The organism is Streptomyces sp. NPDC049837 (assembly GCF_040674455.1).
Classification (GTDB): Bacteria; Actinomycetota; Actinomycetes; order Streptomycetales; family Streptomycetaceae; genus Streptomyces.
Map to the genome: position 1 here is coordinate 146,365 of NZ_JBFAMP010000006.1, position 20,384 is coordinate 166,748.

At 71.6% G+C, this 20,384-nt stretch carries 13 protein-coding genes and 1 pseudogene; 4 read left to right on the forward strand and 10 right to left on the reverse strand.

The annotated features are described in order from the left end of the window. Position 1: 1 nt before the first annotated feature. Entirely contained in the window at positions 2 to 1,051 is a 1,050-nt protein-coding gene (locus AB0J57_RS18365; protein WP_366129240.1) for a PDR/VanB family oxidoreductase, read from the forward strand. Here AB0J57_RS18365 and AB0J57_RS18370 read toward each other — a convergent pair whose 3' ends face one another. After that, complete coding sequence (locus AB0J57_RS18370) at positions 1,052 to 1,345, reverse strand: hypothetical protein (RefSeq protein ID WP_366129241.1); 294 nt, start codon at positions 1,343 to 1,345, stop codon at positions 1,052 to 1,054. It lies immediately after the preceding gene. A 73-nt stretch (positions 1,346 to 1,418) separates the two neighbouring features. Here AB0J57_RS18370 and AB0J57_RS18375 point away from each other — a divergent pair, with 73 nt between their 5' ends. After that, the gene (locus tag AB0J57_RS18375) at positions 1,419 to 2,141 is read left to right on the forward strand and encodes a TetR/AcrR family transcriptional regulator (RefSeq protein WP_366129242.1); all 723 of its coding nucleotides are present in this window, start codon (positions 1,419 to 1,421) and stop codon (positions 2,139 to 2,141) included. On the opposite strand, the gene AB0J57_RS18380 is transcribed toward AB0J57_RS18375, so the two are convergent. Next, on the reverse strand, positions 2,126 to 2,716 hold the full coding sequence (locus AB0J57_RS18380; protein WP_366129243.1) for a TetR/AcrR family transcriptional regulator: 591 nt from the start codon (positions 2,714 to 2,716) through the stop codon (positions 2,126 to 2,128). The two genes, AB0J57_RS18375 and AB0J57_RS18380, sit on opposite strands and share 16 nt — an antisense overlap. A gap of 69 nt (positions 2,717 to 2,785) precedes the next feature. On the opposite strand from AB0J57_RS18380, the gene AB0J57_RS18385 reads away from it, so the two are divergent. Next, a complete protein-coding gene (locus AB0J57_RS18385) occupies positions 2,786 to 3,904 on the forward strand; it encodes an agmatine deiminase family protein (protein WP_366129244.1) in 1,119 nt (372 codons plus the stop codon). Here AB0J57_RS18385 and AB0J57_RS18390 read toward each other — a convergent pair. The 8 genes from AB0J57_RS18390 to AB0J57_RS18425 form a co-directional block, all read right to left on the reverse strand. Further along, entirely contained in the window at positions 3,889 to 4,239 is a 351-nt protein-coding gene (locus AB0J57_RS18390) for an isomerase (RefSeq protein ID WP_366129245.1), read from the reverse strand. The genes AB0J57_RS18385 and AB0J57_RS18390 overlap by 16 nt on opposite strands. A gap of 95 nt (positions 4,240 to 4,334) precedes the next feature. Then, positions 4,335 to 9,620 carry a pullulanase-type alpha-1,6-glucosidase gene (gene pulA, locus AB0J57_RS18395; RefSeq protein ID WP_366129585.1) on the reverse strand — a complete coding sequence of 1,762 codons (5,286 nt, stop codon included), beginning with the start codon at positions 9,618 to 9,620 and terminating at the stop codon, positions 4,335 to 4,337. Between the two features lie 257 nt (positions 9,621 to 9,877). Beyond that, entirely contained in the window at positions 9,878 to 11,572 is a 1,695-nt protein-coding gene (locus tag AB0J57_RS18400; protein WP_366129246.1) for a carbohydrate-binding module family 20 domain-containing protein, read from the reverse strand. 420 nt (positions 11,573 to 11,992) lie between these two features. Next, positions 11,993 to 13,060: a LacI family DNA-binding transcriptional regulator gene (locus AB0J57_RS18405; protein WP_366129586.1), complete on the reverse strand. Its 1,068-nt coding sequence runs from the start codon at positions 13,058 to 13,060 to the stop codon at positions 11,993 to 11,995. Between the two features lie 5 nt (positions 13,061 to 13,065). Beyond that, positions 13,066 to 14,727, reverse strand: a complete 1,662-nt coding sequence (locus AB0J57_RS18410; RefSeq protein ID WP_366129247.1) for a glycoside hydrolase family 13 protein — start codon at positions 14,725 to 14,727, stop codon at positions 13,066 to 13,068. 94 nt (positions 14,728 to 14,821) lie between these two features. Beyond that, a complete protein-coding gene (locus tag AB0J57_RS18415; RefSeq protein WP_366129248.1) occupies positions 14,822 to 15,712 on the reverse strand; it encodes a carbohydrate ABC transporter permease in 891 nt (296 codons plus the stop codon). Then, positions 15,706 to 16,731, reverse strand: coding sequence for a sugar ABC transporter permease (locus AB0J57_RS18420; RefSeq protein WP_366129249.1), 1,026 nt, complete (start codon positions 16,729 to 16,731; stop codon positions 15,706 to 15,708). The genes AB0J57_RS18415 and AB0J57_RS18420 overlap by 7 nt, the downstream gene beginning before the upstream one ends. A gap of 24 nt (positions 16,732 to 16,755) precedes the next feature. Then, positions 16,756 to 18,030: an extracellular solute-binding protein gene (locus AB0J57_RS18425; protein ID WP_366129250.1), complete on the reverse strand. Its 1,275-nt coding sequence runs from the start codon at positions 18,028 to 18,030 to the stop codon at positions 16,756 to 16,758. A gap of 348 nt (positions 18,031 to 18,378) precedes the next feature. Between AB0J57_RS18425 and AB0J57_RS18430 the strand changes: the two are divergent. Next, positions 18,379 to 19,983, forward strand: a pseudogene (locus AB0J57_RS18430) (glycoside hydrolase family 13 protein); the annotation flags it as partial. Positions 19,984 to 20,384: the final 401 nt, after the last annotated feature.

Here is a 20,384-nt window from a genome sequence, read left to right on the forward strand (position 1 = left end):
CATGCCACGCGCGCGTACCGTCGTCCTCGCCGCCACAGCGGCCCTGCTCGTCAAGCGGGCCGTGCGCCGCCGCATCCAGGCGGCCCCGCTGTGGCCGCTGCCCGCGCTGGAGGAGCCGATATCGGGCCGGGGCGTCCGCTCGTCCACCGCCCGCCGCCGCGTCCTGGTCACCGAGCGGACCACGCCCGCCGAGGGGGTCGTCCAACTGCGGCTGGAGGGCACCGGGCTGCCGCCCTGGGAGCCGGGCGCCCACCTGGACCTGGTCCTGCCGTCGGGGCTGGTGCGGCAGTACTCGCTGTGCGGCGACCCCGCCGAGACCGACACGTACACCGTGGCAACGCGGCTCGTCGAGGACGGCCGGGGCGGCTCGCGGGAGGTGCACGAGCAGCTCCACGAGGGCACGGAGGTCGAGATCCGGGGGCCGCGCAACCGTTTCCCGCTCGTCGAGTCGCCCGCGTACGTCTTCGTCGCGGGCGGCATCGGGATCACGCCCGTCCTGCCCATGCTGCGCGCGGTGCGGGCGACGGGCGCGGACTGGCAACTGCTGTACTGCGGGCGCAGCCGGGCGACGATGCCGTTCCTGGACGAGGTGGAGAAGCTGGGGAAGGTCACGGTCGTGGCCGAGGACGAGGCGGGACTGCCGGACCTCGCCTTCCTCGACGACGTACCGGCCGAGGCGGTCGTCTACTGCTGCGGCCCCGACGGGCTGATGGACGCGGTGGCCGGGCGGCTGCCGGAAGGGCGCCGGTTGCACCTGGAGCGGTTCACGCCAACGGCCTCGGCTCCCGGCGGCGCCTTCGAGGTGGAGCTGCGCCGGTCCGGGCGTACGGTGGCGGTGGCGGCGGACCAGTCGGTGCTGGCGGCCGTGCGCGCCCAGGTGCCGCACGTGTCGTACTCGTGCGAGCAGGGCTTCTGCGGGACGTGCCAACAGCGCGTCGTGGAGGGCGAGATCGACCACCGGGACGAGCTGCTGACGGACGACGAACGGCACGACACGATGCTGATCTGCGTCTCGCGCTGCCGCGGCGAACGGCTGGTGCTGGACCTGTAGCTACGGCAGCAGCAGCCAGTCGGCGGCCAGGGCGGCGAGGAGGCCGGCGCCGAGGAGCCAGGTGCCCAGGCGGGTGCGGCCGTTGCGGCTGAGTTCGATGACGACGCCGCACAGGATCATCGCCAGTCCGTAGACGCCGACCACCAGTACGGAGGTGCGGCTGGCCAGCCGGAGCACCAGGACGACCGCCATCGACACCAGCAGGACGGACGCCACGGCGATCCGCAGGCGCCGGGCCTGGCGCGGCGTGAGGCCGGTGCGTGGTGCCGGGGTTTCGGGGTCGGAGATGCTCATGCCCGGCAGCGTAGCGAACTGTGTATCGGCCACTGTTCGAAGGGCTGCCGGTGGCGAACGTTAGGCTGTTCGCATGACGACCGGGGCGCGGCGCAGGATGGGCGTCGAGGAGCGCAGGCAGCAGCTCATCGGGGTGGCGCTGGAGCTGTTCAGCCACCGCTCCCCCGACGAGGTGTCGATCGACGAGATCGCCGCCGCCGCGGGGATATCCCGGCCGCTGGTCTACCACTACTTCCCGGGCAAGCAGAGCCTGTACGAGGCGGCGCTGCGGCGGGCGGCCGATGAGTTGGCCGGCCGGTTCGTGGAGCCGCGCCAAGGCCCGCTGGGGGCGCGGCTGCTGCGGGTGATGGGGCGGTTCTTCGACTTCGTGGAGGAGCACGGGCCGGGGTTCTCGGCGCTGATGCGCGGCGGGCCGGCGGTCGGCTCGTCGAGGACGAACGCGATGATCGACGAGGTGCGGCAGGCCGCGTACGAGCAGATCCTGGCCCACCTGGACGTCACGGAGCCGCCCGCCCGCCTGGAGCTGGTCGTCCGCTCGTGGGTGTCGCTCGCCGAGTCGACGGCGCTGCTGTGGCTGGACGGGCGCCGGATACCGCGCGCGGAGCTGGAGTTGCAGCTCGTGCACGACTTCGCGGCGCTGGCGGCGGTCAGCGCGGCGTACGACGAGGAGATGGCGGCGCTGTTGCTGCGCATGCTCGCCGACGAGCCGGCCGACGGGCCGTTCGGCGAGCTGGTCGGCCGGCTGGGGGCGCTGCTGCCGAAGGTGCCGGCGGTGACGGCTCAGCCCGTTCCGTAAGGGGAACCGCCGAGTTCGGTGGTGAGGGCACCGCGCAGCAGGTCGCGGGCGCGGTCGAGGGTGAGGGAGCCGCTGAGCCAGCGTTTGCTCAGGCCCTCGACGAGCGCGGTGAGGCGTTCGGCCGCGTCGTCCGGGGACACCTCCGGGGGGACGGTGCCGTCCCGCTGGGCGCGCCGGATGAGGTCGCTCGCGTAGTCGGTCCAGCGGGCCGTGGTGGTGCGGAGCTGGTCGCGCAGCTCGGGCTGGAAGACGGCGGTGGCGCGCAGTTCGCCCCAGGCGGTGCTGTTCTCGACGACGGCCGGGGTGTCCTGGAGCTCCAGCAGCAGCATCTCCTCCAGGTGGCCGCGCGGGTCGGTGTCGGGGCTCGCCGTGGGGTCGGTGTAGCGCTCGGCCCGGGTGTTGATGAACTCCAGGGTGTGGGCCAGCACACCGGCCCGGTCCCGGAAGTGGTAGTAGAGCAGCGAGGTGGAGACCCCCGCCTCCTCGGCGAGTTCTTCCACGCGCAGGCCCCGGATGCCGCGCTGGGCGATGACGCGGGCGGCGGCTTCCAGGATGGCGGTACGGCGGTCGGACATGGACTCGATGCTACCGTGATTCCTGACTGAAATTTCAGTCAGGAATCTCCCGAAGCTGAGAGGCGGACCATGGACGGACCGAAACGCCGCACGCTGCTGAGGTCCGGGGCGGCGGTGGCACTGACCGTGGCGGCGACCGGCTGCGCGCCCGAGGGGGACGCTCCCGCCGGGCGGCGGCGCATGCCGTCGGAGGCTCAGCGGCACGCCCGCACGTTCATGGCCTGGCCGCCCGCCGACTCGGAGTGGGCGGACTGGGCCGGGGCGGTCCAGGGCGACATCGCCCGGGTCGCCCGCGCGATCGCCGCGTTCGAGCCCGTGGTGCTGCTGGCCGCCCCCGAGGAGGTGAAGGCGGCCCGGCGGGCGTGCGGGTCGGGCGTGGAGGTGATCCCCGTCGCGGTGGACGACCTGTGGGTGCGGGACACGGGGCCCACCTTCGTCACCGGGGCGGACGGCGGCCTGGAGGGCGTGGACTTCCACTTCAACGGCTGGGGCGGCAAGCAGGACCACCGGCGCGACGAGAAGGTCGCCCGTACCGTCCTGGCCCGCGAGGGCGTCCCCCGCCTCGACGCGCCGATCACCGCCGAGGGCGGCTCGCTGGAGGTCGACGGGCACGGGACGCTGATGGTCACCGAGAGCTCGCTGGTCAACCCCAACCGCAACCCGGGCCGGTCACGCGACCGGATCGAGAAGGCGCTGAGGGAGCTGCTCGGGGTCTCCACCGTGATCTGGTTCAAGGGCGTACGGGGACAGGACATCACCGACTGCCACGTCGACGCCCTGGCCCGGTTCGCCGAGGACGGCACCGTCCTGCTCAGCCGGCCGCACCCGTCGAACGGGCCGGACGTCTGGAGCCGCGCGTACGACCAGGCCCGTGGCGTGCTGCGCACGGCGACCGACGCCCGGGGCCGGACACCGGAGGTGGTCGACCTGCCCGAGCCCGACCCGGCCGCGCTCGGCCGCCGCGGCCCGGACTTCCTCGGCTCGTACGCCAACTACTACGTCGTCAACGACGCCGTGATCGTCCCGCGCTTCGGCGACCGGAAGGCCGACCGGAACGCGGTGTCGATCATCGGCGAGCTCCACCCGGGCCGGAAGGTGGTCCCGGTGGAGATCAACACCATCGCCGAGGGCGGCGGCGGCATCCACTGCGCCACCCAGCAAGAGCCGGCGGGTCAGCTCGAACGGTAGGAGGCGTCGAGGTCGCGCACCTCGGCGGAGACGTGCAGCACCCGGCCCTCGGCGGGCTTGATGTGCCGCGGTACGAGCGCCACGACGGCCTCCGTCAGCCGCGCCTTCGCCTCGTCGCTGCGCCCGGCCAGCAGGTCGATGCCGACATGGACCAGGGCGTCGTCCGCGGCGCCGTCGCCGATCACGGTGTCGTCCGTCCGGCGCGTACGCGTCTTGCAGGCCGGGAGCCGCGCGCCGACCGTCTCGACGACGAGGGGGTGCAGGGCGAGCGCGAAGCCCCGGCGGTCGAAGTCCTCGTCGAGGGACGCGGAATAGTCGACGGTGATCTGCGGCATGGGTATCGCTCCTGGTGGTACGGCTGTCCCGGCCACGATAGAGGGGGGTGCCACCATCCGGAACAACTGTCCGAAACGTGGCACCCCCTCGTCCGCTACCGCTGGGTGAACACCGCCACCGTGCGGGCCGGGACCGTGAAGGTACCGGTGGCCGCCTTGTAGGAGGAGGCCTTGACCGTGGCGTCGGAGCCGTTCGCCTGCACCGGGTGGAGGGCGTGGGCCGTGCCGGCCAGGGCGGCGACGGTCTGGGCCTGCTCCTTGGGCGTGGCGTTGAAGACCACGACCAGGTCACCGAGGCGCATGGTGATCACGCCGGGGGTCTCGTCCTTGCCGGAGAGCGGGAAGGACAGCGCGGCCTGGACCTCGTCGGCAGTGGAGAGGCTGAAGGCCTTCTCCGTCGTACGCAGCTTCAGCAGGTCCTGGTAGGCGGCGGAGGCGCCGGTGATCTGCGGGCAGCCGACCGTCAGGGACGGGGACGCGAGCAGCGGCTTGCCGAACGCCCACTTGTCCTTGTTGTCGGCCGCCGGCGGCAGGCCGCGCCCGAAGCCGTTGCCGGCCCGGCAGTCCCAGTTGAGGACGTTGAACCAGTCGCCGCTGTCGTACGAGTTGCGGTCCAGCGACTTGGAGCGGAGCAGGTCGCTGCCCGCCTGGGAGAGCGCCGGGCCCTGGGAGAGCGCGGCGGTCGCCATGGCGAGGACCTGCATCCTGGCCCGGTCACCGGGGGACGTGGCCGCCGGGAGCTTGAAGGCGAGCGCGTCGTAGAGGGTCTCGTTGTCGTGGGCGTCCGCGTAGGCGAGGGCGTCGCCGGGGGCGGCGGCGTAGCCGGCGGGGGCGCCGTTGTAGTCGACCTCGGAGCCCTTGACCTTCCGTCCCGAGGTGTCGGTGAAGGTGTAGGAGGCGAGGTTGCCGGACAGGCCGACCTTGATCAGGTCCTGGTAGTGCAGGAGGCGGGCCTTCTGCTCGGCCGGGGTGCCGTTCGCCTTCGAGGTGTTCGGGTCGGTGAACAGGCCGGAGGCGAAGCCCTGGACGCCGGGGTCGGCGTCGAACGGGCCGCCGCCGCGTACGGCGTCACGTGCCCGGTCGGAGAAGGTCGCGATGCCGGTGCCGGCCATGTTCTTCTGGGTGGCCTGGACGAAGCGGGCGTCGTCGGCGATCTCGCCGAAGTTCCAGCCCTCCCCATACAGGATGATCTTCTTGCCGTCGACCCCGTCCTTCTCGACCGTGAGCTCGTCCAGGGCCTTCCTGACCGCGAGCATGTTGGCCTTGGGGTGGTGGCCCATGAGGTCGAAGCGGAAGCCGTCGACCTTGTACTCCCTCGCCCAGGTGACGACCGAGTCGACGACGAGCTTGCCCATCATCGTGTTCTCGGGCGCGGTGTTGGCGCAGCAGGTGGAGGTGGCGACGGTGCCGTCGGGCAGCAGGCGCTGGTAGTAGCCGGGCACGATCCGGTCCAGGACGGACTTGTCCGACTGCCCGCTCGCCACGGTGTGGTTGTAGACCACGTCCATGACCGTGCGCAGCCCGGCCTTGTTCAGGCCCTGCACCATCTGCCGGAACTCGACCGTGCGGCGGGTGCCGTCCGGGTCGGAGGCGTAGGAGCCCTCGGGGACGGTGTAGTGCAGCGGGTCGTAGCCCCAGTTGAAGGCGTCCTTGGCGGCGGCCTTGGACACGCACGCCTGCTGCTCGTCGGAGTCGGGGGCGTACGCCTTCAGATCACAGGCGGGGGTGGCCTGGTCGGACTTCTTCTCGGGGATGGTGCCGATGTCGAAGACGGGCAGCAGGTGCACGTACGAGGTGCCGCTGCCGGCGAGCTTCTTCAGGTGCTTCATGCCGTCCGACGTGGAGTCGGTGAAGGCGAGGTAGCCGCCGGGGTGCTTGGAGGTGCGGTCCGCGATCGAGAAGTCACGGACGTGCAGCTCCTGGATCTGGGCGTCGCGCAGCGGCGTCGCGGCGGGCTTCTTCAGCGTCGTCCAGCCCGCCGGGGCGAGCTTCGGGTCGGTGAGGTCGGTGACCAGGCTGCGGGCGGAGTCGGCGGTCAGGGCGTTGGAGTAGGGGTCGGTGACCTTGTTGGTGACGACCTTCTGGACGCTGGGCGCCCAGACCTTCACCTCGTACCGGTACGGCTTGTTCCGCCAGCTCTTGTTGCCCGTGACCGACCAGATGCCGGTGGCCTCGTCGCGCTTCATCGCCACGCGCCTGCCGTCGAGTTCGAGGGCGACGCTCTGTGCGGTGGGCGCCCAGACCGACAGGGCCGGCGTGCCGTTGCGGAAGACCGGGCCGAGCGCCTTGGCTTGCGCCTTGGTGCCGTACAGGTCGTCGAGGACGCCCGGGATCTGGACGCCGGTCGCGGCGAGCAGGGCGCCGTTGGCGGCGCGGTGGGTGGCGATGACCTGGCCGCGCAGGGCGCCGCGCACGCGGTCGCGGTCGCGCGGGTCGAGGGTGAAGGCCGGGTAGTCCTTCAGGTGCGGGTACTTCGCCTTCTGGGCGTCGGTGAGGCCCGAGGGGCGCAGCCGCAGCCAGCGGCCCTCGTCGGAGAGGGCGCCGCCGGGGGCGGTGATGGAGCCGTCCCGGTCGTACACGAGCTGCTGGCTGGTGCCGGGGGTGGCCTTCACCTTCCAGACGACGGTGCCGGCGTCGATCCACTGGGCCTCGGCCTTGGTGAGGTCGAGGGCGGGCGCGGCGCCCGTGGTGGGCAGCAGGTAGCCGGTGTCGCCGGTGAGGAGCCAGACCTCCTTGCCGTACGTGCCGAAGTCGAGGGACCGGTCGGCGGGGATGTCCTTCTGGTCGCCCTTGTGGACGATGTAGGACAGGGACGTGGCCCCCGCGGCGAGCGGTACCTCGAAGGTGAGCCCGAAGACGTCCTCGCGGGTCGGCTGAAGCGGCTTGGACCAGTCGGTGGGGGTGGCGGCGCCGGTCCAGGTGTGCAGGCCCCACCCGTCGTAGTCGCCGTCGGGGCGGTGGTAGTGGATGACGGCCTTGCCCGGGTCCTGCGGCGGGTAGGCGCCGTCGGGTGCCTTGTTCTGCTGGGCGTCGGAGCCCTGGGTGGTCCAGACCTCGCCGGTGGCGGAGAGGTCGAGGGTGCGCTGCGGCCCGTCGGTGGTGCCGTTCTTCTCGACGGTGTACGGGACGGACGTCGCGCCGTCCTCGACCTTGACCCAGGCGAAGGCGCCGTACGCGTCACGGCCGGTGAACGCGGCGGTGGTGGAGCCGGACCTGAGCTGCCAGCCGTCGTAGTCGCCGGCGGGGCGCCGGTAGTGGACGACGGCGTAGTCACGGTCGACGGCGCTGGGCTTGCCGGGCTTCGACGCCTGTCCGGCGGTGGTGGTGGCGAGGGCGCTCGCGGTGCGGCCGGTGCTGTCGACAACGACGGCCTTGTAGCGCAGGGCGGTGCCCGCGGGGGCGGTGACGGTGTGGGTGACCTTGTAGGGGGCGTGGTCGGCCGAGCCGAGGGTCTGCCACTTCCCGTTGCCGGTCTGGGCGGCGAAGACGACCCGGTTCAGGCCGCCGCCGTCGACGTCGGCGCTGACCTCGACGGTGCCGGTGGCGCCGGCAGCCGGAGCCTTCAGATCGATGGTGGGCGCGGTCGCCGGGGCCGGGACGGGCCCCGCGGCCTTGAGGACGACGGTGGAGAGGGCGGGAACGGTCAGCTCGAGCTTGTCGCCGCTGCTCGTGACGGCGCCCGTGCCGCCGTACAGGTACCGGAAGGCCGTGTCCGGGGAGTCGGTGGCGAGCTCCACGGTCTTCGGGGCTGTGGCGTTGTTGACGGCGACGACGTACTCGGTGCGCTTCTTCGCGTCCGTACCGGAGAAGCGGGAGAGGGCGTACACGCCCTGGCCGGTGTCGGCGTGGCGCTCGGTCTGGACGCCGTCGCGGAGGGCCGGGTGGGCCTTGGTGAGCCGGGAGAGGGCGGCGATGGAGCGGTAGAGGGGGTGGCCGGTGTCGTACGCGTCGGTGGCGTGCGTGCGGTCGGTGCCGAGCTGGTCGTCGTCGAGGTAGTCGGCGGTCTTCGAGGCGAACAGGGTCTGGCGGGCGTCCTTGTCGCCGCCGGCGCCGGTGAAGCCCTGCTCGTCGCCGTAGTAGACGACGGGGTTGCCCCGGGTGAGGAACATCAGCTCGTTGGCGAGCCGGTAGCGGTCCAGGAGTTCCTCGTCACCGGCCGCGGTGTTGTCCTGCTTCAGGAAGGTGCCGAAGCGGCCCATGTCGTGGTTGCCGAGGAAGGACACCGACTCGTAGGCGTTGGCCTTGTCGGTGGTGTAGCGGTAGTCCTGCGCGAACAGCTCGGAGAGCCTGGCGGCGGGGCCGCCCTGCGAGGCGTACCGGCGGGCGGCGTCCTGGAAGGGGAAGTCGAGGGTGGCGTCGAGGCGGCCCCGGGTGACGTAGGGGGCGGTGACGGCCGGGTCGGAGGAGTACACCTCGCCGAACATGAAGAAGTCGTCGCGGCCCCGCTTGGCGGCGTACGCGTCGAGGGCGGTGGCCCACTGGGTCCAGAACTCGGTGTTGACGTGCTTGACCGTGTCGATGCGGAAGCCGTCGATGTCGAAGTCGCGAACCCAGCGCTGGTAGATCCTCTCCATGCCCTCGACGACCTCGGGGCGCTCGGTCCACAGGTCGTCCAGGCCCGCGAAGTCGCCGTGCGTGGACGACTCCCCGGCGAAGGTGGAATCGCCCCGGTTGTGGTACATGGCCGGGTCGTTGAGCCAGGCGGGGACCTTGATGTTCCGCTTGGCTTCGGGGACGACCGGCGTGCGCGGGAAGGAGTCGCGGTCGGTCTTCGGGAACGGCTTGTTGCCGTCGGCGTAGTCGGCGTCGTCGAAGGGGACGCCGTCCTTGGTCAGGTACGGGAAGGCGCCCTTGGAGAGGTAGCCGTAAGACTTCTCCTCGTAGTCGACGACGTCGGCGGTGTGGTTGGTGATGACGTCGAAGAAGACCTTCATGCCCTTGGCGTGGGCCTTGTCGATGAGCCGCTCCAGGTCGGCGTTGGTGCCGAAGTGGGGGTCGACCTGGGTGAAGTCGGTGATCCAGTAGCCGTGGTACGCGGCCGAGGCGTCCTTGCCCTCGCCCTGGACGGGCTGGTTCTTGAAGATGGGCGCCATCCAGATGGCGGTGGTGCCCAGCCCCTTGATGTAGTCGAGCTTCTCGGTCAGCCCCTTGAGGTCGCCGCCCTGGTAGAACCCCTTGTCGGTGGGGTCGTAGCCGGTTTCCAGCCGGGAGCCGGTCAGCCCGCCGCGGTCGTTCTTCGGGTCGCCGTTGGCGAACCGGTCGGGCAGCACGAAGTAGAACTGCTCGCGGGTCAGGTCGTGGCGGGCGGGCGCGGCCGCGAGCGCCTTGTCGGACGGCGGGGCCGGGGGCTTGGGCGCGGCGGTCGCCGGCAGGGCGGGCATGAGGCCCGCGCCGAGGGCGGTGACGAGAGCGGTGACGGCGGTTCGCCGTCGCCGTCTGATCTGGAACAAGGGTTCTCCTTAACGAGTTGAGGCCCCCACCCCACCCCTTCCCTGAACCCTGCGGGGGCTGTGGGGGTTGGGGGCAGTGCGGGGGCTGCGCCCCCGTGCCCCCGCTATGCGGCAGCTCCGCGCCGCGAGGGTGCGCACCCCGGTGCGCTGCGCGCCGCAGCGCACCGGGGCCGTTCCCTGCGCGGGTGTCAGGTGCGCCAGGTGTCGTTCAGGGCGACCTTCCCGGAGGCCGGGACCGTGGCGGTGCGGTTGGCGCCGGACTCCCAGGTGACGTTCCCGGCGGCGTCCTTGCGGAGGTACTTGTACTCGAAGGCCGTTCCGGCGGGGAGCGTCACGTCGAGCTTCCAGACGGGGTACGTGGCCGGGTCCAGCTTGGGCGCGGCCGCGGGGTTCCAGTTGCCGAGGGCGGACTGGTTGCCGGTGACGTAGATGTTCTCGCCGTACACGGTGGTGGCGTTGACGGCGAAGGACGCGCCCGTGGTGACGGGTGTCGTCGTGCCGGTGCAGGTCCGCGCCCCGGTGTGCAGGGCGACGGCCGTGCCCGCGCCGAGGGTGGCGGTGAACTGTCCGGAGCCGTTGACCGTGACGGGCCGGTTGTTCTGGACGTCGCAGTAGTCACCGGCGGGCAGCGACGTCTGGAACGTCCGGGTGAGGGCGGACGTCTCGTGGTTGATGGCCACGTACGCCTTGGTGCCGCGCCCGAAGGCGATGGCGTCGCCGCCGTTGTCCCACCAGTTCGTGACACCCTGACCGCGGGCCACGTTCCGGAAGGCGACCATGGAGGCGATCTCGCGCCAGGCGTGCTGGCACTTCCAGCCGTCGCTGTAGCAGGCGTTGACGGTCCCGCCATTGGGCGGTCCGGCGTCCTTGTCGGTCCACTCGTAACCGGAGTGGACGTCCGGGGAGCCGTACGGCCAGGCCAGCATGAAGACGTTGGCGAGCGTGTAGGCGGAGCCGTTCTTGTAGTTCAGCGTGTCGCCGCCGCGCTCGGTGTCGTGGTTGTCGACGAAGACGCCGGACTTGCCGGACTCCATGTGGCCCCAGGCCTCGCCGAAGTTCTTCAGGTAGGCGAGGTTCTCGCTCAGGAAGACGCGCTTGAGGTCGCGGGCGTAGCGGAACTCCTGGACGTCGCCGTTGCCGAGGTACTCGCTGGGCGAGACGGCCTCACCGGCGCCGTATATCGCCTCCTGCTTCCAGTAGACGCCCGGGTTGGTGAGCTTGGCCTTGATGGCGGCCAGGTCGGCGGCCGGCATGTGCTTGGCGGCGTCGACGCGGAAGCCGTCGACGCCGAGCGTCAGCAGGTCGTTCATATAGCCGGCGATCTTGGTGCGGACGTACTCCTCGCCGGTGTCGAGGTCGGCGAGTCCGACGAGCTCGCAGTTCTGGACGTTGCCCCGGTCCTGGTAGTTGGTGATCTGGGCGGTGCAGTCGTCCATGTCGGGCGCGGAGTACAGGCCGGGGTAGCCGTACTTGGTGTACGACGAGCCGCCGGTGCCGGTGCCGTTGCCCGCCGCCATGTGATTGATGACGGTGTCGACGACGACCTTGACGCCGGCGCCGTGGCAGGTGTCGACCATGCTCTTGAACGCGGCCCGGTCACCGAGACGGCCGGCGATCCTGTAGCTGACGGGCTGGTACGAGGTCCACCACTGGGCGCCCTGGATGTGCTCCTGGGGCGGGGAGACCTGGACGTAGCCGTACCCGGCCGGGCCGAGGGTGCCGGTGCAGGCCTTGGCCACCGAGGCGAAGGTCCACTCGAACATCACGGCGGTGACGTCCTTGTCGCCGGGCGGTGCGGCCCCGGCGGGGGTGGGGGGCGCCGTGACGGCCACAGCGGCTCCCGCCACGAGGGCGAGTGCAGCGGCCACGGTCTTTCTGGCCATGGTTCCTCCTGGGGAATGGGAGGTGCGGAATGCGACGGTGCAGCCTCGTACGGCAACGCGCCATGCCCGCAAGGCCCTGGTGAAGCTTCTTGCTGCAAGACAGCAGCAACAGTTTTCGGTCGTGACCGTACGAGCCCCCAGGGACCGGGTCAACCCTTTGGACACATGCGGTTCACGTGACGGAAATCCACCGGGTCCATGGCTGCAAGTCCTTTCGCAAGGCCTTGCAGTGGTGCTACGTTCAACGACGACTCCGGTCCGGTCGGCCGAGGGTCCCCATACCCCGGGGCTCCACGCGCCCGGCCGGCCGGGCCGGTCACCCGAAGGCGGCCGACCGTCGTCACCAGCCGGGAGGCCCGGGGCCGATGAAGACCCCGCCGCGCCCGATCACGGGCAGGCCCCGGGCCCCCTCACCCGCCGCTACCTGCGCTGGGCGGTGGAACCCCGTACCACCAGTTCCGGCTGGAAGACGAACTCCGTCCGCTGCACCGGGTTGCCGTCGATCTCCTCCAGCAGCGCGTCCACCGCCGCCGTCGCCATCGCCTGCACCGGCTGGCGCACCGTGGTCAGCGGCGGGTCCGTGAACGCGATCAGCGGCGAGTCGTCGAAGCCGACCACCGACACGTCCCGCGGCACCTCCAGGCCCCGCCCGCGCACCGCCCGTATGGCGCCGAGCGCCATCAGGTCGCTGGCGCACACGATCCCCGTACAGCCCTGGTCCAGCAGCGTCCCGGCGGCCGCGTGCCCGCCCTCGACCCCGAACAGGGTCTGCTGGACGCGCACTTCGGCCTGCTCGGCGCTCAGCCCCAGCAGGCCGCGCAGCGCCGCCGTGAAGCCCTCGGCCTTCCGCCGCGACGGGACGTACCGGGTGGGGCCGATGGCCAGCCCGATCCGCTCGTGGCCCAGCTCGACGAGGTGCCGCACGGCCATCCGGGCGGCCGAGCGGTCGTCGGGCGAGACGAAGTGGGCGTCGATGTGCTCGTTGAAGCCGTTGATGAGGACGAACGGCACGCCCCGGCCGGCGAGTTTGACGTACCGGGACGGGTCGGCGCTGGTGTCGGCGTGCAGCCCGGACAGGAACACGATCCCGGTGACGCCGCGCTCCTCCAACTGCTCGACCAGCTCGTCCTCGGTGGCGCCCCCCGGCATCTGGGTGCACAGCACGGGCGTGTAGCCGTGCCCGGCCAGCACCTGCTCGATGACCTGGGCGAACGCCGGGAAGATGGGGTTGGTGAGCTCGGGGATGACCAGGCCCACCAGGCCGGCGCTGCGCCGCTTGAGCCGTACGGGCCGCTCGTAGCCCAGCACGTCGAGCGCGGCCAGCACCCGGGTCCTGGTGGGCCCGGCGACGCCGGCCTTGCCGTTGAGGACCCGGCTGACCGTGGCCTCGCTGACCCCGGCCTGCGCCGCGATGTCCGCGAGCCGCGGGGCGCCCCCTCCTCCGTCGCCCCGCGGCTCGCCGGCCCGCGCGTCGCCGCGCGGCGTCAGGATCGTCACACCGCCCACCAGACAGTGGTGTCGGCGGGCAACTCGGCCGTGCCGTCCACGCTGGTGCGCACCTGCTCGCTGGCGAGCAGCATCCGGCCGGGCACCGCTATCCGCACCGGCCGCCCCGTGGTGTTGGCGTGGCACACGAAGGCGCCGCGCCGGAACGCCAGTACGCCCTCGGGCGCGTCCAGCCACTCCACCGCGTCGCCCGCGCCCAGCCCCTGCTGCTCGCGGCGCACGGCCAGCGCGCTGCGGTACAGCTCCAGGGTGGAGCCCGGGTCACCGGTCTGGGCCTCGACGCTCAAGGGCCCCCAGGCGGCCGGCTGGGGCAGCCAGCTACCGCCGCTGCCGAACCCGTACGAGGAGCCCTCCACCGTCCACGGGATCGGCACCCGGCAACCGTCGCGGAAGCCGTCCTGGCCGGTCGCCCGGAAGAACGACGGGTCCTGGCGCACCTCGTCGGGCAGGTCCGTGACGTCCGGCAGGCCGAGCTCCTCGCCCTGGTAGACGTACGCGGAGCCGGGCAGCGCCAGCATCAGCAGCGTGGCCGCCCGCGCCCGGCGCAGCCCCAGCTCCCGGTCGCCGGGCGTGCGGAGCTGGGTGCCGAGACCGGGCGGGTTGGCGAACCGGGTGGCGTGCCGTGTGACGTCGTGGTTGGACAGCACCCAGGTGGTGGGGGCGCCGACGGGACGCATCGCGGCGAGGGAGGCGTCGATGACCTCGCGCAGCTCCGTGGCGTCCCAGTAGGTGCCCAGGTACTGGAAGTTGAACGCCTGGTGCATCTCGTCGGGGCGGACGTAGTTGGCGGTGCGCTCGACGGTGGGGGTCCAGGCCTCGGCGACGAGGACGCGCTCCCCGTCGTACTCCTCCAGGACCTGGCGCCAGCTCCGGTAGATCTCGTGGACGCCGTCCTGGTCGAAGAAGGGCATGACATCGTTTCCGAGCAGCTTGAGCTGGTCGTGGGAGCCGATGTCGGGCAGCCCCTCCGCCTTGACCAGGCCGTGGGCGACGTCGACGCGGAAGCCGTCGACGCCCATGTCGAGCCAGAAGCGCAGGATGGAGCGGAACTCGTCGCGGACGGCGGGGTGTTCCCAGTTGAAGTCGGGCTGCTCGGGGGCGAACAGGTGCAGGTACCACTCGCCGTCCTCGACCCGCGTCCACGCCGGGCCGCCGAAGATGGACTCCCAGTCGTTGGGGGGCAGCGAACCGTCCGGCCCCTTGCCGGGTCGGAAGTGGTAGCGCTCGCGCAGCGGCGATCCGGGGCCCTCGCGCAGCGCGCGCTGGAACCACTCGTGCTGGTCCGACGAGTGGTTGGGCACCAGGTCGACGATGATGCGCAGGCCCAGCTCGTGGGCCTCGCGGATCAGCGCGTCGGCGTCGAGGAGGCTGCCGAACATGGGGTCGATGGCACGGTAGTCGGCGACGTCGTACCCGGCGTCGGCCTGCGGCGAGGCGTAGAAGGGGCTGAGCCAGACGGCGTCGACGCCCAGGTTCTTCAGGTACGGCAGCCGGCTGCGGATGCCTTCCAGGTCGCCCATGCCGTCGCCGTTGCCGTCGGCGAAGCTGCGCGGATAGACCTGGTAGATCACCGCGTCTCTCCACCAGCCCGTGTGCGTGCCGGTGGTGCCGGTTGCGGAGGGGGCGGGGGCAGCGAGGTGCTGGGTCATGTCTTCCCTGGGAATCAGAAGGATGGGAGCGGCGACCGGCCCGGTGACAGGCCCGGACCGGTCGCCGCAGACCGGGATGCGGGATCCGGAAGGATCAGGACTTGGTGGCGCCGGCCGTCAGGCCGGAGACCAGGTGGCGCTGGACGAGGCCGAAGACGACGGCTGCGGGCGCCGCGATCAGCACGGCCGCGGCGGTCAGCGAACCCCAGTCGGCCGTGTACTGGTTGACGAAGGTCTGGAGGCCGCCCGCGAGGGTGAGGTTCTCCTCGCCGGTCATGAACGCGGAGGCGTAGGCGACCTCGCCCCAGCCGGTGATGAACGTGTAGAAGGCGGTGACGGCCAGGCCCGGCTTGGCGAGCGGCATGATCAGCCGCCAGAACGTGCCGAACGGGGTCAGGCCGTCCACCCGTCCCGCCTCGTCGATCTCGGCCGGGATGCCGTCGAAGTAGCCCTTCATCATCCAGGCGCAGAACGGCACGGCGACCGTGAGGTACGTGATGACCAGGCCGACCGGCTGGTTCAGCATGCCGAGCGAGGCCAGCAGGTTGTACAGCGGCACGATCAGCACGGCGACCGGGAACATCTGGGTGATCAGCAGCAGCCACATCAGGGGCCGCAGGCCCGGGAAGCGGAAGCGGCTGACGGCGTAACCGGTGGTGGCGGAGATGAAGACGCCGATGACGGTGGTGATGCCGACGACGATCAGTGAGTTGCCGAGCCACGCCAGGAACTGGGTGTCGGCGAGGACGTGGCTGTAGTTGCCGAAGGTGAAGTTCTTGACGACCGAGGTGTCGAAGGCGTCGGTCTTCGGCTTGAACGAGGTGATCACCAGCCACAGCGGCGGGAACACCGCGACGAGCGTGGCGACGAGGAGCGTCAGGTGCAGCCCCACGGACGCGAGCGGCGAACGCTCGCCCCGGGGCCGTACCTTGCGGGCCTCGCGGGCCTCACGGGCCGGAGAAGTCTGCGTGTGGGTGCTCACCACATGTCTCCCTGCTTGCGGAGCGCGCGGCGGTAGACCACCGCGAAGAGCGACAGGAGGATCAGGATCAGGACGCCCCAGGCGGCCGATCCGGCGAAGTCGCGCGGGCTGACGACGAAGGAGAGCCGGTAGGCGTACGTCACCAGGATCTCGGTGGCGTCGCCCGGCCCGCCCCGGGTGAGCAGGAAGATCACCGGGAACATGTTGAAGGTCCAGATGGCGCTGAGCAGGATCACCGTGCCGGAGACGGGCCGCAGCCCGGGCAGGGTGATGTGGCGGAACCGCTGCCAGGCGGTCGCGCCGTCCATCTCGGCGGCCTCGTACAGCTCGCCGGGGATGGACTGGAGGCCGCCCAGCATGGCGACGAGCATGAACGGCACGCCGAGCCAGACGTTGACGGCGATGACGGAGACCTTGGCCCACGTGGGGTCGTTGAGCCAGGAGATCGCGTCGATGCCGCCGCCGGCGAGGAGCTTGTTGAACAGGCCGCTGCGCTCGTTGAACAGCAGTCGCCAGGTGAAGACGGAGACGAAGGCCGGGACGGCCCACGGCAGGATCAGGGCCATGCGGTAGAAGCCGCGCCCCTTGATCTTGCGGTTGAGCATGTTGGCCAGGACGAGGCCGAGGGTGAAGGAGAGGGCGACACAACTGACCGTCCACACCACGGTCCAGCCGAGGCGGTCCCAGAAGACCTCGTCGGTGAGGACGGCCTTGTAGTTGTCGAGACCGACGAACTCGTACGTCGCGGGGATGTGGTTGACCCCGATCGTGCGCTCGACGTTGGCCTCGTTGGCGTCGGTGAGCGACAGGTAGATGCCGCGCGCCAGCGGGTAGCCGATGATCACGCCGATCACGGTCACCACCGGAGCGACCATGCTCCAGGCGTACCAGTGGGTGCTCAGCGCCCTGCGGAGCCTGCCCGGGCCCGGGGTTCCCGGGGTGTTGTCAGTGCGGCGGCCGCGGCCGCGGGCGCTGTTCGCGCCCGCGGCCTTCGCCACCGACTGGCTGGTCTCGACAGCCATTGGTCGGTCAGCCCTTCCCACTGCTTACTTGTAGTCCTTGAGCATCTTGCGGTAGGCGTCGCCCGTCTCCTGGGCGGCCTTCTCCGGAGTGGTCTTGCCGCCCAGGACGTTGGCCATCTGGAGGCGGATCGGCTCGAAGAGGGCGTTGCCCTGCGGGATCCACGGGCGCTCGACGGCCTTGTCGACGGCGGGCTTGAAGAACTGGACCATCTCGTTGCCCGACACGGTCGGCTGCGCGTACACCGAGAGGCGGGTGGGCAGCAGGCTGAGCTTTTCGGTGGTCTGCTGCTGCACCTTGGCCGAGCTCATGTACTTGGCGAACTCGTAGGAGGCGTCGAGGTTCTTGGAGCCGGCGTAGACGGAGAGGTTCCAGCCGCCCTGCGGGGAGCCCTGACCGGCGCTGCCGGCCGGGACGGGCGCGATGCCCAGGTTCTTCGGGTCCTTGAACTCGGCGCCGGCGCGGGAGTCGGCGATGGCCCACGGGCCGTTGAGCATCATCGCGACCTTGCCGGACTTGAAGGCGTTCTGCATGTTGTTCCAGCCGTCGGAGGCGTCGGTGATCGCCGCCTTCGAGTCGACCAGGTCCTTGATGGTCTTGTACGCCTTGACGCCGGACGCGTCGTCGATGGTGACCTTCTTGGCCTCGGCGTCGACCAGGTCGCCGCCCTCGCCGTACAGGAAGGACAGGAACCAGTACGGGTCGTCGCCGCGGAGGTAGAGGCCGGTCTTGCCGGGCCACTTCTTGCTGACCTTCGCCGACGCGTCCTTCAGCGCCGTGAGGTTCGTGGGGACCTCGGCGCCGGCCTCCTTGAGCATCTTCTTGTTGTAGAAGAGCGCCATGGTGTCGATGACCTGCGGGACGGCGTACGTCTTGTCGTTGAACTTGGTGCTCGCGGCGGCCTGCGGCAGCCAGTCGCCCTGGTTCTCGATGGCGCGGGTGCCGTCCAGCGGGGCGAGGTAGCCGAGGCTGGCGAAGTCGGCGACCCAGGCGACCTCGGTGCGCATCACGTCGGGGGCGCCGGAGTTGCCGCCCGCGGCGTTCTTGAACTTGGCGTTGGCCTCGCCGAAGGGCACGTTGACGTACTTGACCTTCACCTTGGGGTGCAGCTTGGTGAAGCCCTCGGCCAGCGCCTGGTAGGTCGCCTTCTCGGCCTCGTTCGAGGTGTCCCAGAACGTGACGGTGCCGGACAGCTCGCCCGAGCTGTTGTTGCCGCCCTGGGTGCCGCTGTCGCCCCCGCACGCCGCCGTCGTCAGGCCGAGGGCCGCGACCAGCGCGGTGGCCGCTATGCCACGCCGCATGTGAACTCCTTCAACTGATCCCGGGAAGACGAAGGCGGATCACATCACCGGATCTCGTGCCTCCTGCAGACCGCTCCCTCGCGGCGCGCCGGGTTGCCAGGAACGTAACAGGGATGAAAACGAGCCGAAAGAGCTTGCGGCAAATTTCTGCAAGGCGGGCTGATCGTTACATCCGCGTGTCCCTACAGTTGCCGATGCATCGCTTGACACGGCGGCGGGGCGGGGTTGCGCGGGCCGGGACGGAGCTGCAAGCCTTTTCGTAAGACCTTGCAGGACCGTTTCATGACCGCGCTCACCTCGTTAGATGTACGTAGCCCCCATCCCGGCCCACCGAGAGGGACACCGCACATGGCCCACGAGCTGACCTCGCCCGTCCAGGCGCCGGAGGACCTGCGCCGTGCAAGCTCTTCCAGCGACCGCCCGGGATGGTGGCGGGAGGCCGTCATCTACCAGGTGTACGTGCGGTCCTTCGCGGACAGCGACGGCGACGGCGTCGGCGACCTGCGCGGGGCCCGCGAGCGCCTCCCCCACCTGGCCCGGCTCGGCGCGGACGCGGTGTGGCTGACCCCCTTCTACGCCTCGCCGCAGGCCGACGGCGGATACGACGTGGCCGACTACCGCGCCGTCGACCCCGTCTTCGGCGACCTCGCCGACGCCGACGACCTGGTGCGCACGGCCCACGAGCTGGGCCTGCGGGTGATCGTCGACATCGTCCCGAACCACACCTCCGACCGGCACCCGTGGTTCCGCGAGGCGCTCGCCGGCTCCGGGCGCGAGCGCTACCACTTCCGCCCCGGCAAGGGACCGGACGGCTCCCTGCCGCCCAACGACTGGGAGTCCGTCTTCGGCGGCCCGGCGTGGACCCAGGCGGCGGACGGCGAGTGGTACCTGCACCTGTTCGCCCCCGAGCAGCCGGACCTGAACTGGGAGAACGAGGAGGTCAAGGCCGAGTTCGAGTCGGTGCTGCGGTTCTGGCTGGACCTCGGGGTCGACGGGTTCCGGATCGACGTCGCGCACGGCATGGTCAAGGCACCCGGCATGCCCGACATCGGGCACGGCGAGCAGGCCCGGCTCATCGGCACCCAGCAACTGCCGTTCTTCGACCAGGACGGCGTCCACGAGATCCACCGCGCGTGGCGGCGCCTCCTCGACACCTACGAGGGCGAGCGCATCGGCGTCGCCGAGGCGTGGGCGCCGTCGGCGGAGCGGCTGGCGCTGTACGTACGCCCCGACGAGCTGCACCAGGCGTTCAACTTCCAGTTCCTGAACTGCCCGTGGGACGCCGCCGCGCTGCGGCGGGTCATCGACGACTCGCTGCGGGCCACCACGTCGGTGGGCGCCCCGACGACCTGGGTGCTGTCCAACCACGACGTGGTGCGCCACACCACCCGGTACGGGGAGGGCGCCGCCGGGCTGCGGCGGGCGCGGGCGGCGGCGCTGCTGATGCTGGCACTGCCCGGCTCGGCGTACATCTACCAGGGCGAGGAGCTGGGGCTCCCCGAGGTCACGGAGCTGCCCGACGAGGCCCGCCAGGACCCCGCCTTCCTGCGGGGCGAGGGCCAGGACGGGCTGCGGGACGGGTGCCGGGTGCCGATCCCGTGGACGGTGGACGGCCCGTCGTACGGCTTCGGTCCGGGCGGGAGCTGGCTCCCGCAGCCGCCGTCGTGGCCCGGGCTGTCGGTCGAGGCCCAGACCGGCGACCCGGACTCGACGCTGGAGCTGTACCGCAGCGCGCTCGCGATGCGCCGCGAGCACCCGGCGCTCGGCGCGGGCGACGCGGTGGAGTGGCTGCCCGCGCCCGACGGCGTCCTGGCCTTCCGCCGCCGCGCGAAGGGCACGGGCACCGGCCCCTGGCAGGGCGACCTGATCTGCACGGTCAACCTCACGGACCGCCCGGTCACCCTGCGCGCCCCCGGCACCCGGCTCCTCCTGACGAGCACGCCGGACCCGGCGTCGGCGGTCGCCCCGGAAACCGGCACGCGGACGGCCGCCTCCCGCCCGGTCACCCCGGCGGCGCCCGACGCCCCCGGCCATGGCGCACCCCCCGCCCGGCCGGCCACCACCGCACCGGCGGACGGCGCCGTGCCGGGCGACGGCGGCGCACCGGCCGGCGCGGGTGCCGTATCCGCCGGCCGGGCCGTATCCGCCGACGGCGGCGCACCGGCCGGCGACGGTGCCGTCCTGACCGGCGCGGCGCCCGCCGACGGCACCGCGCCCGCCGACGGGACCGCACCGGACCACGGCGGCGGCCCGTCGCGGGACATCGCGTCACTCGGGGGCAAAGTGCCGTCGCCCGCGAGGGAGTTGGCGGCCGAGGCGGGGCAAGGCGAGGGTGGGCGGACCGTCCTGCTCGC

Bases quoted from the DNA above. Each gene is read 5' to 3' on its own strand.
- AB0J57_RS18365 (WP_366129240.1), top strand. From the start codon at position 2: ATGCCACGCGCGCGTACCGTCGTCCTCGCCGCCACAGCGGCCCTGCTC.
- AB0J57_RS18370 (WP_366129241.1), bottom strand. From the start codon at position 1,345: ATGAGCATCTCCGACCCCGAAACCCCGGCACCACGCACCGGCCTCACG.
- AB0J57_RS18375 (WP_366129242.1), top strand. From the start codon at position 1,419: ATGACGACCGGGGCGCGGCGCAGGATGGGCGTCGAGGAGCGCAGGCAG.
- AB0J57_RS18380 (WP_366129243.1), bottom strand. From the start codon at position 2,716: ATGTCCGACCGCCGTACCGCCATCCTGGAAGCCGCCGCCCGCGTCATC.
- AB0J57_RS18385 (WP_366129244.1), top strand. From the start codon at position 2,786: ATGGACGGACCGAAACGCCGCACGCTGCTGAGGTCCGGGGCGGCGGTG.
- AB0J57_RS18390 (WP_366129245.1), bottom strand. From the start codon at position 4,239: ATGCCGCAGATCACCGTCGACTATTCCGCGTCCCTCGACGAGGACTTC.
- pulA (WP_366129585.1), bottom strand. From the start codon at position 9,620: ATGCCCGCCCTGCCGGCGACCGCCGCGCCCAAGCCCCCGGCCCCGCCG.
- AB0J57_RS18400 (WP_366129246.1), bottom strand. From the start codon at position 11,572: ATGGCCAGAAAGACCGTGGCCGCTGCACTCGCCCTCGTGGCGGGAGCC.
- AB0J57_RS18410 (WP_366129247.1), bottom strand. From the start codon at position 14,727: ATGACCCAGCACCTCGCTGCCCCCGCCCCCTCCGCAACCGGCACCACC.
- AB0J57_RS18420 (WP_366129249.1), bottom strand. From the start codon at position 16,731: ATGGCTGTCGAGACCAGCCAGTCGGTGGCGAAGGCCGCGGGCGCGAAC.
- AB0J57_RS18425 (WP_366129250.1), bottom strand. From the start codon at position 18,030: ATGCGGCGTGGCATAGCGGCCACCGCGCTGGTCGCGGCCCTCGGCCTG.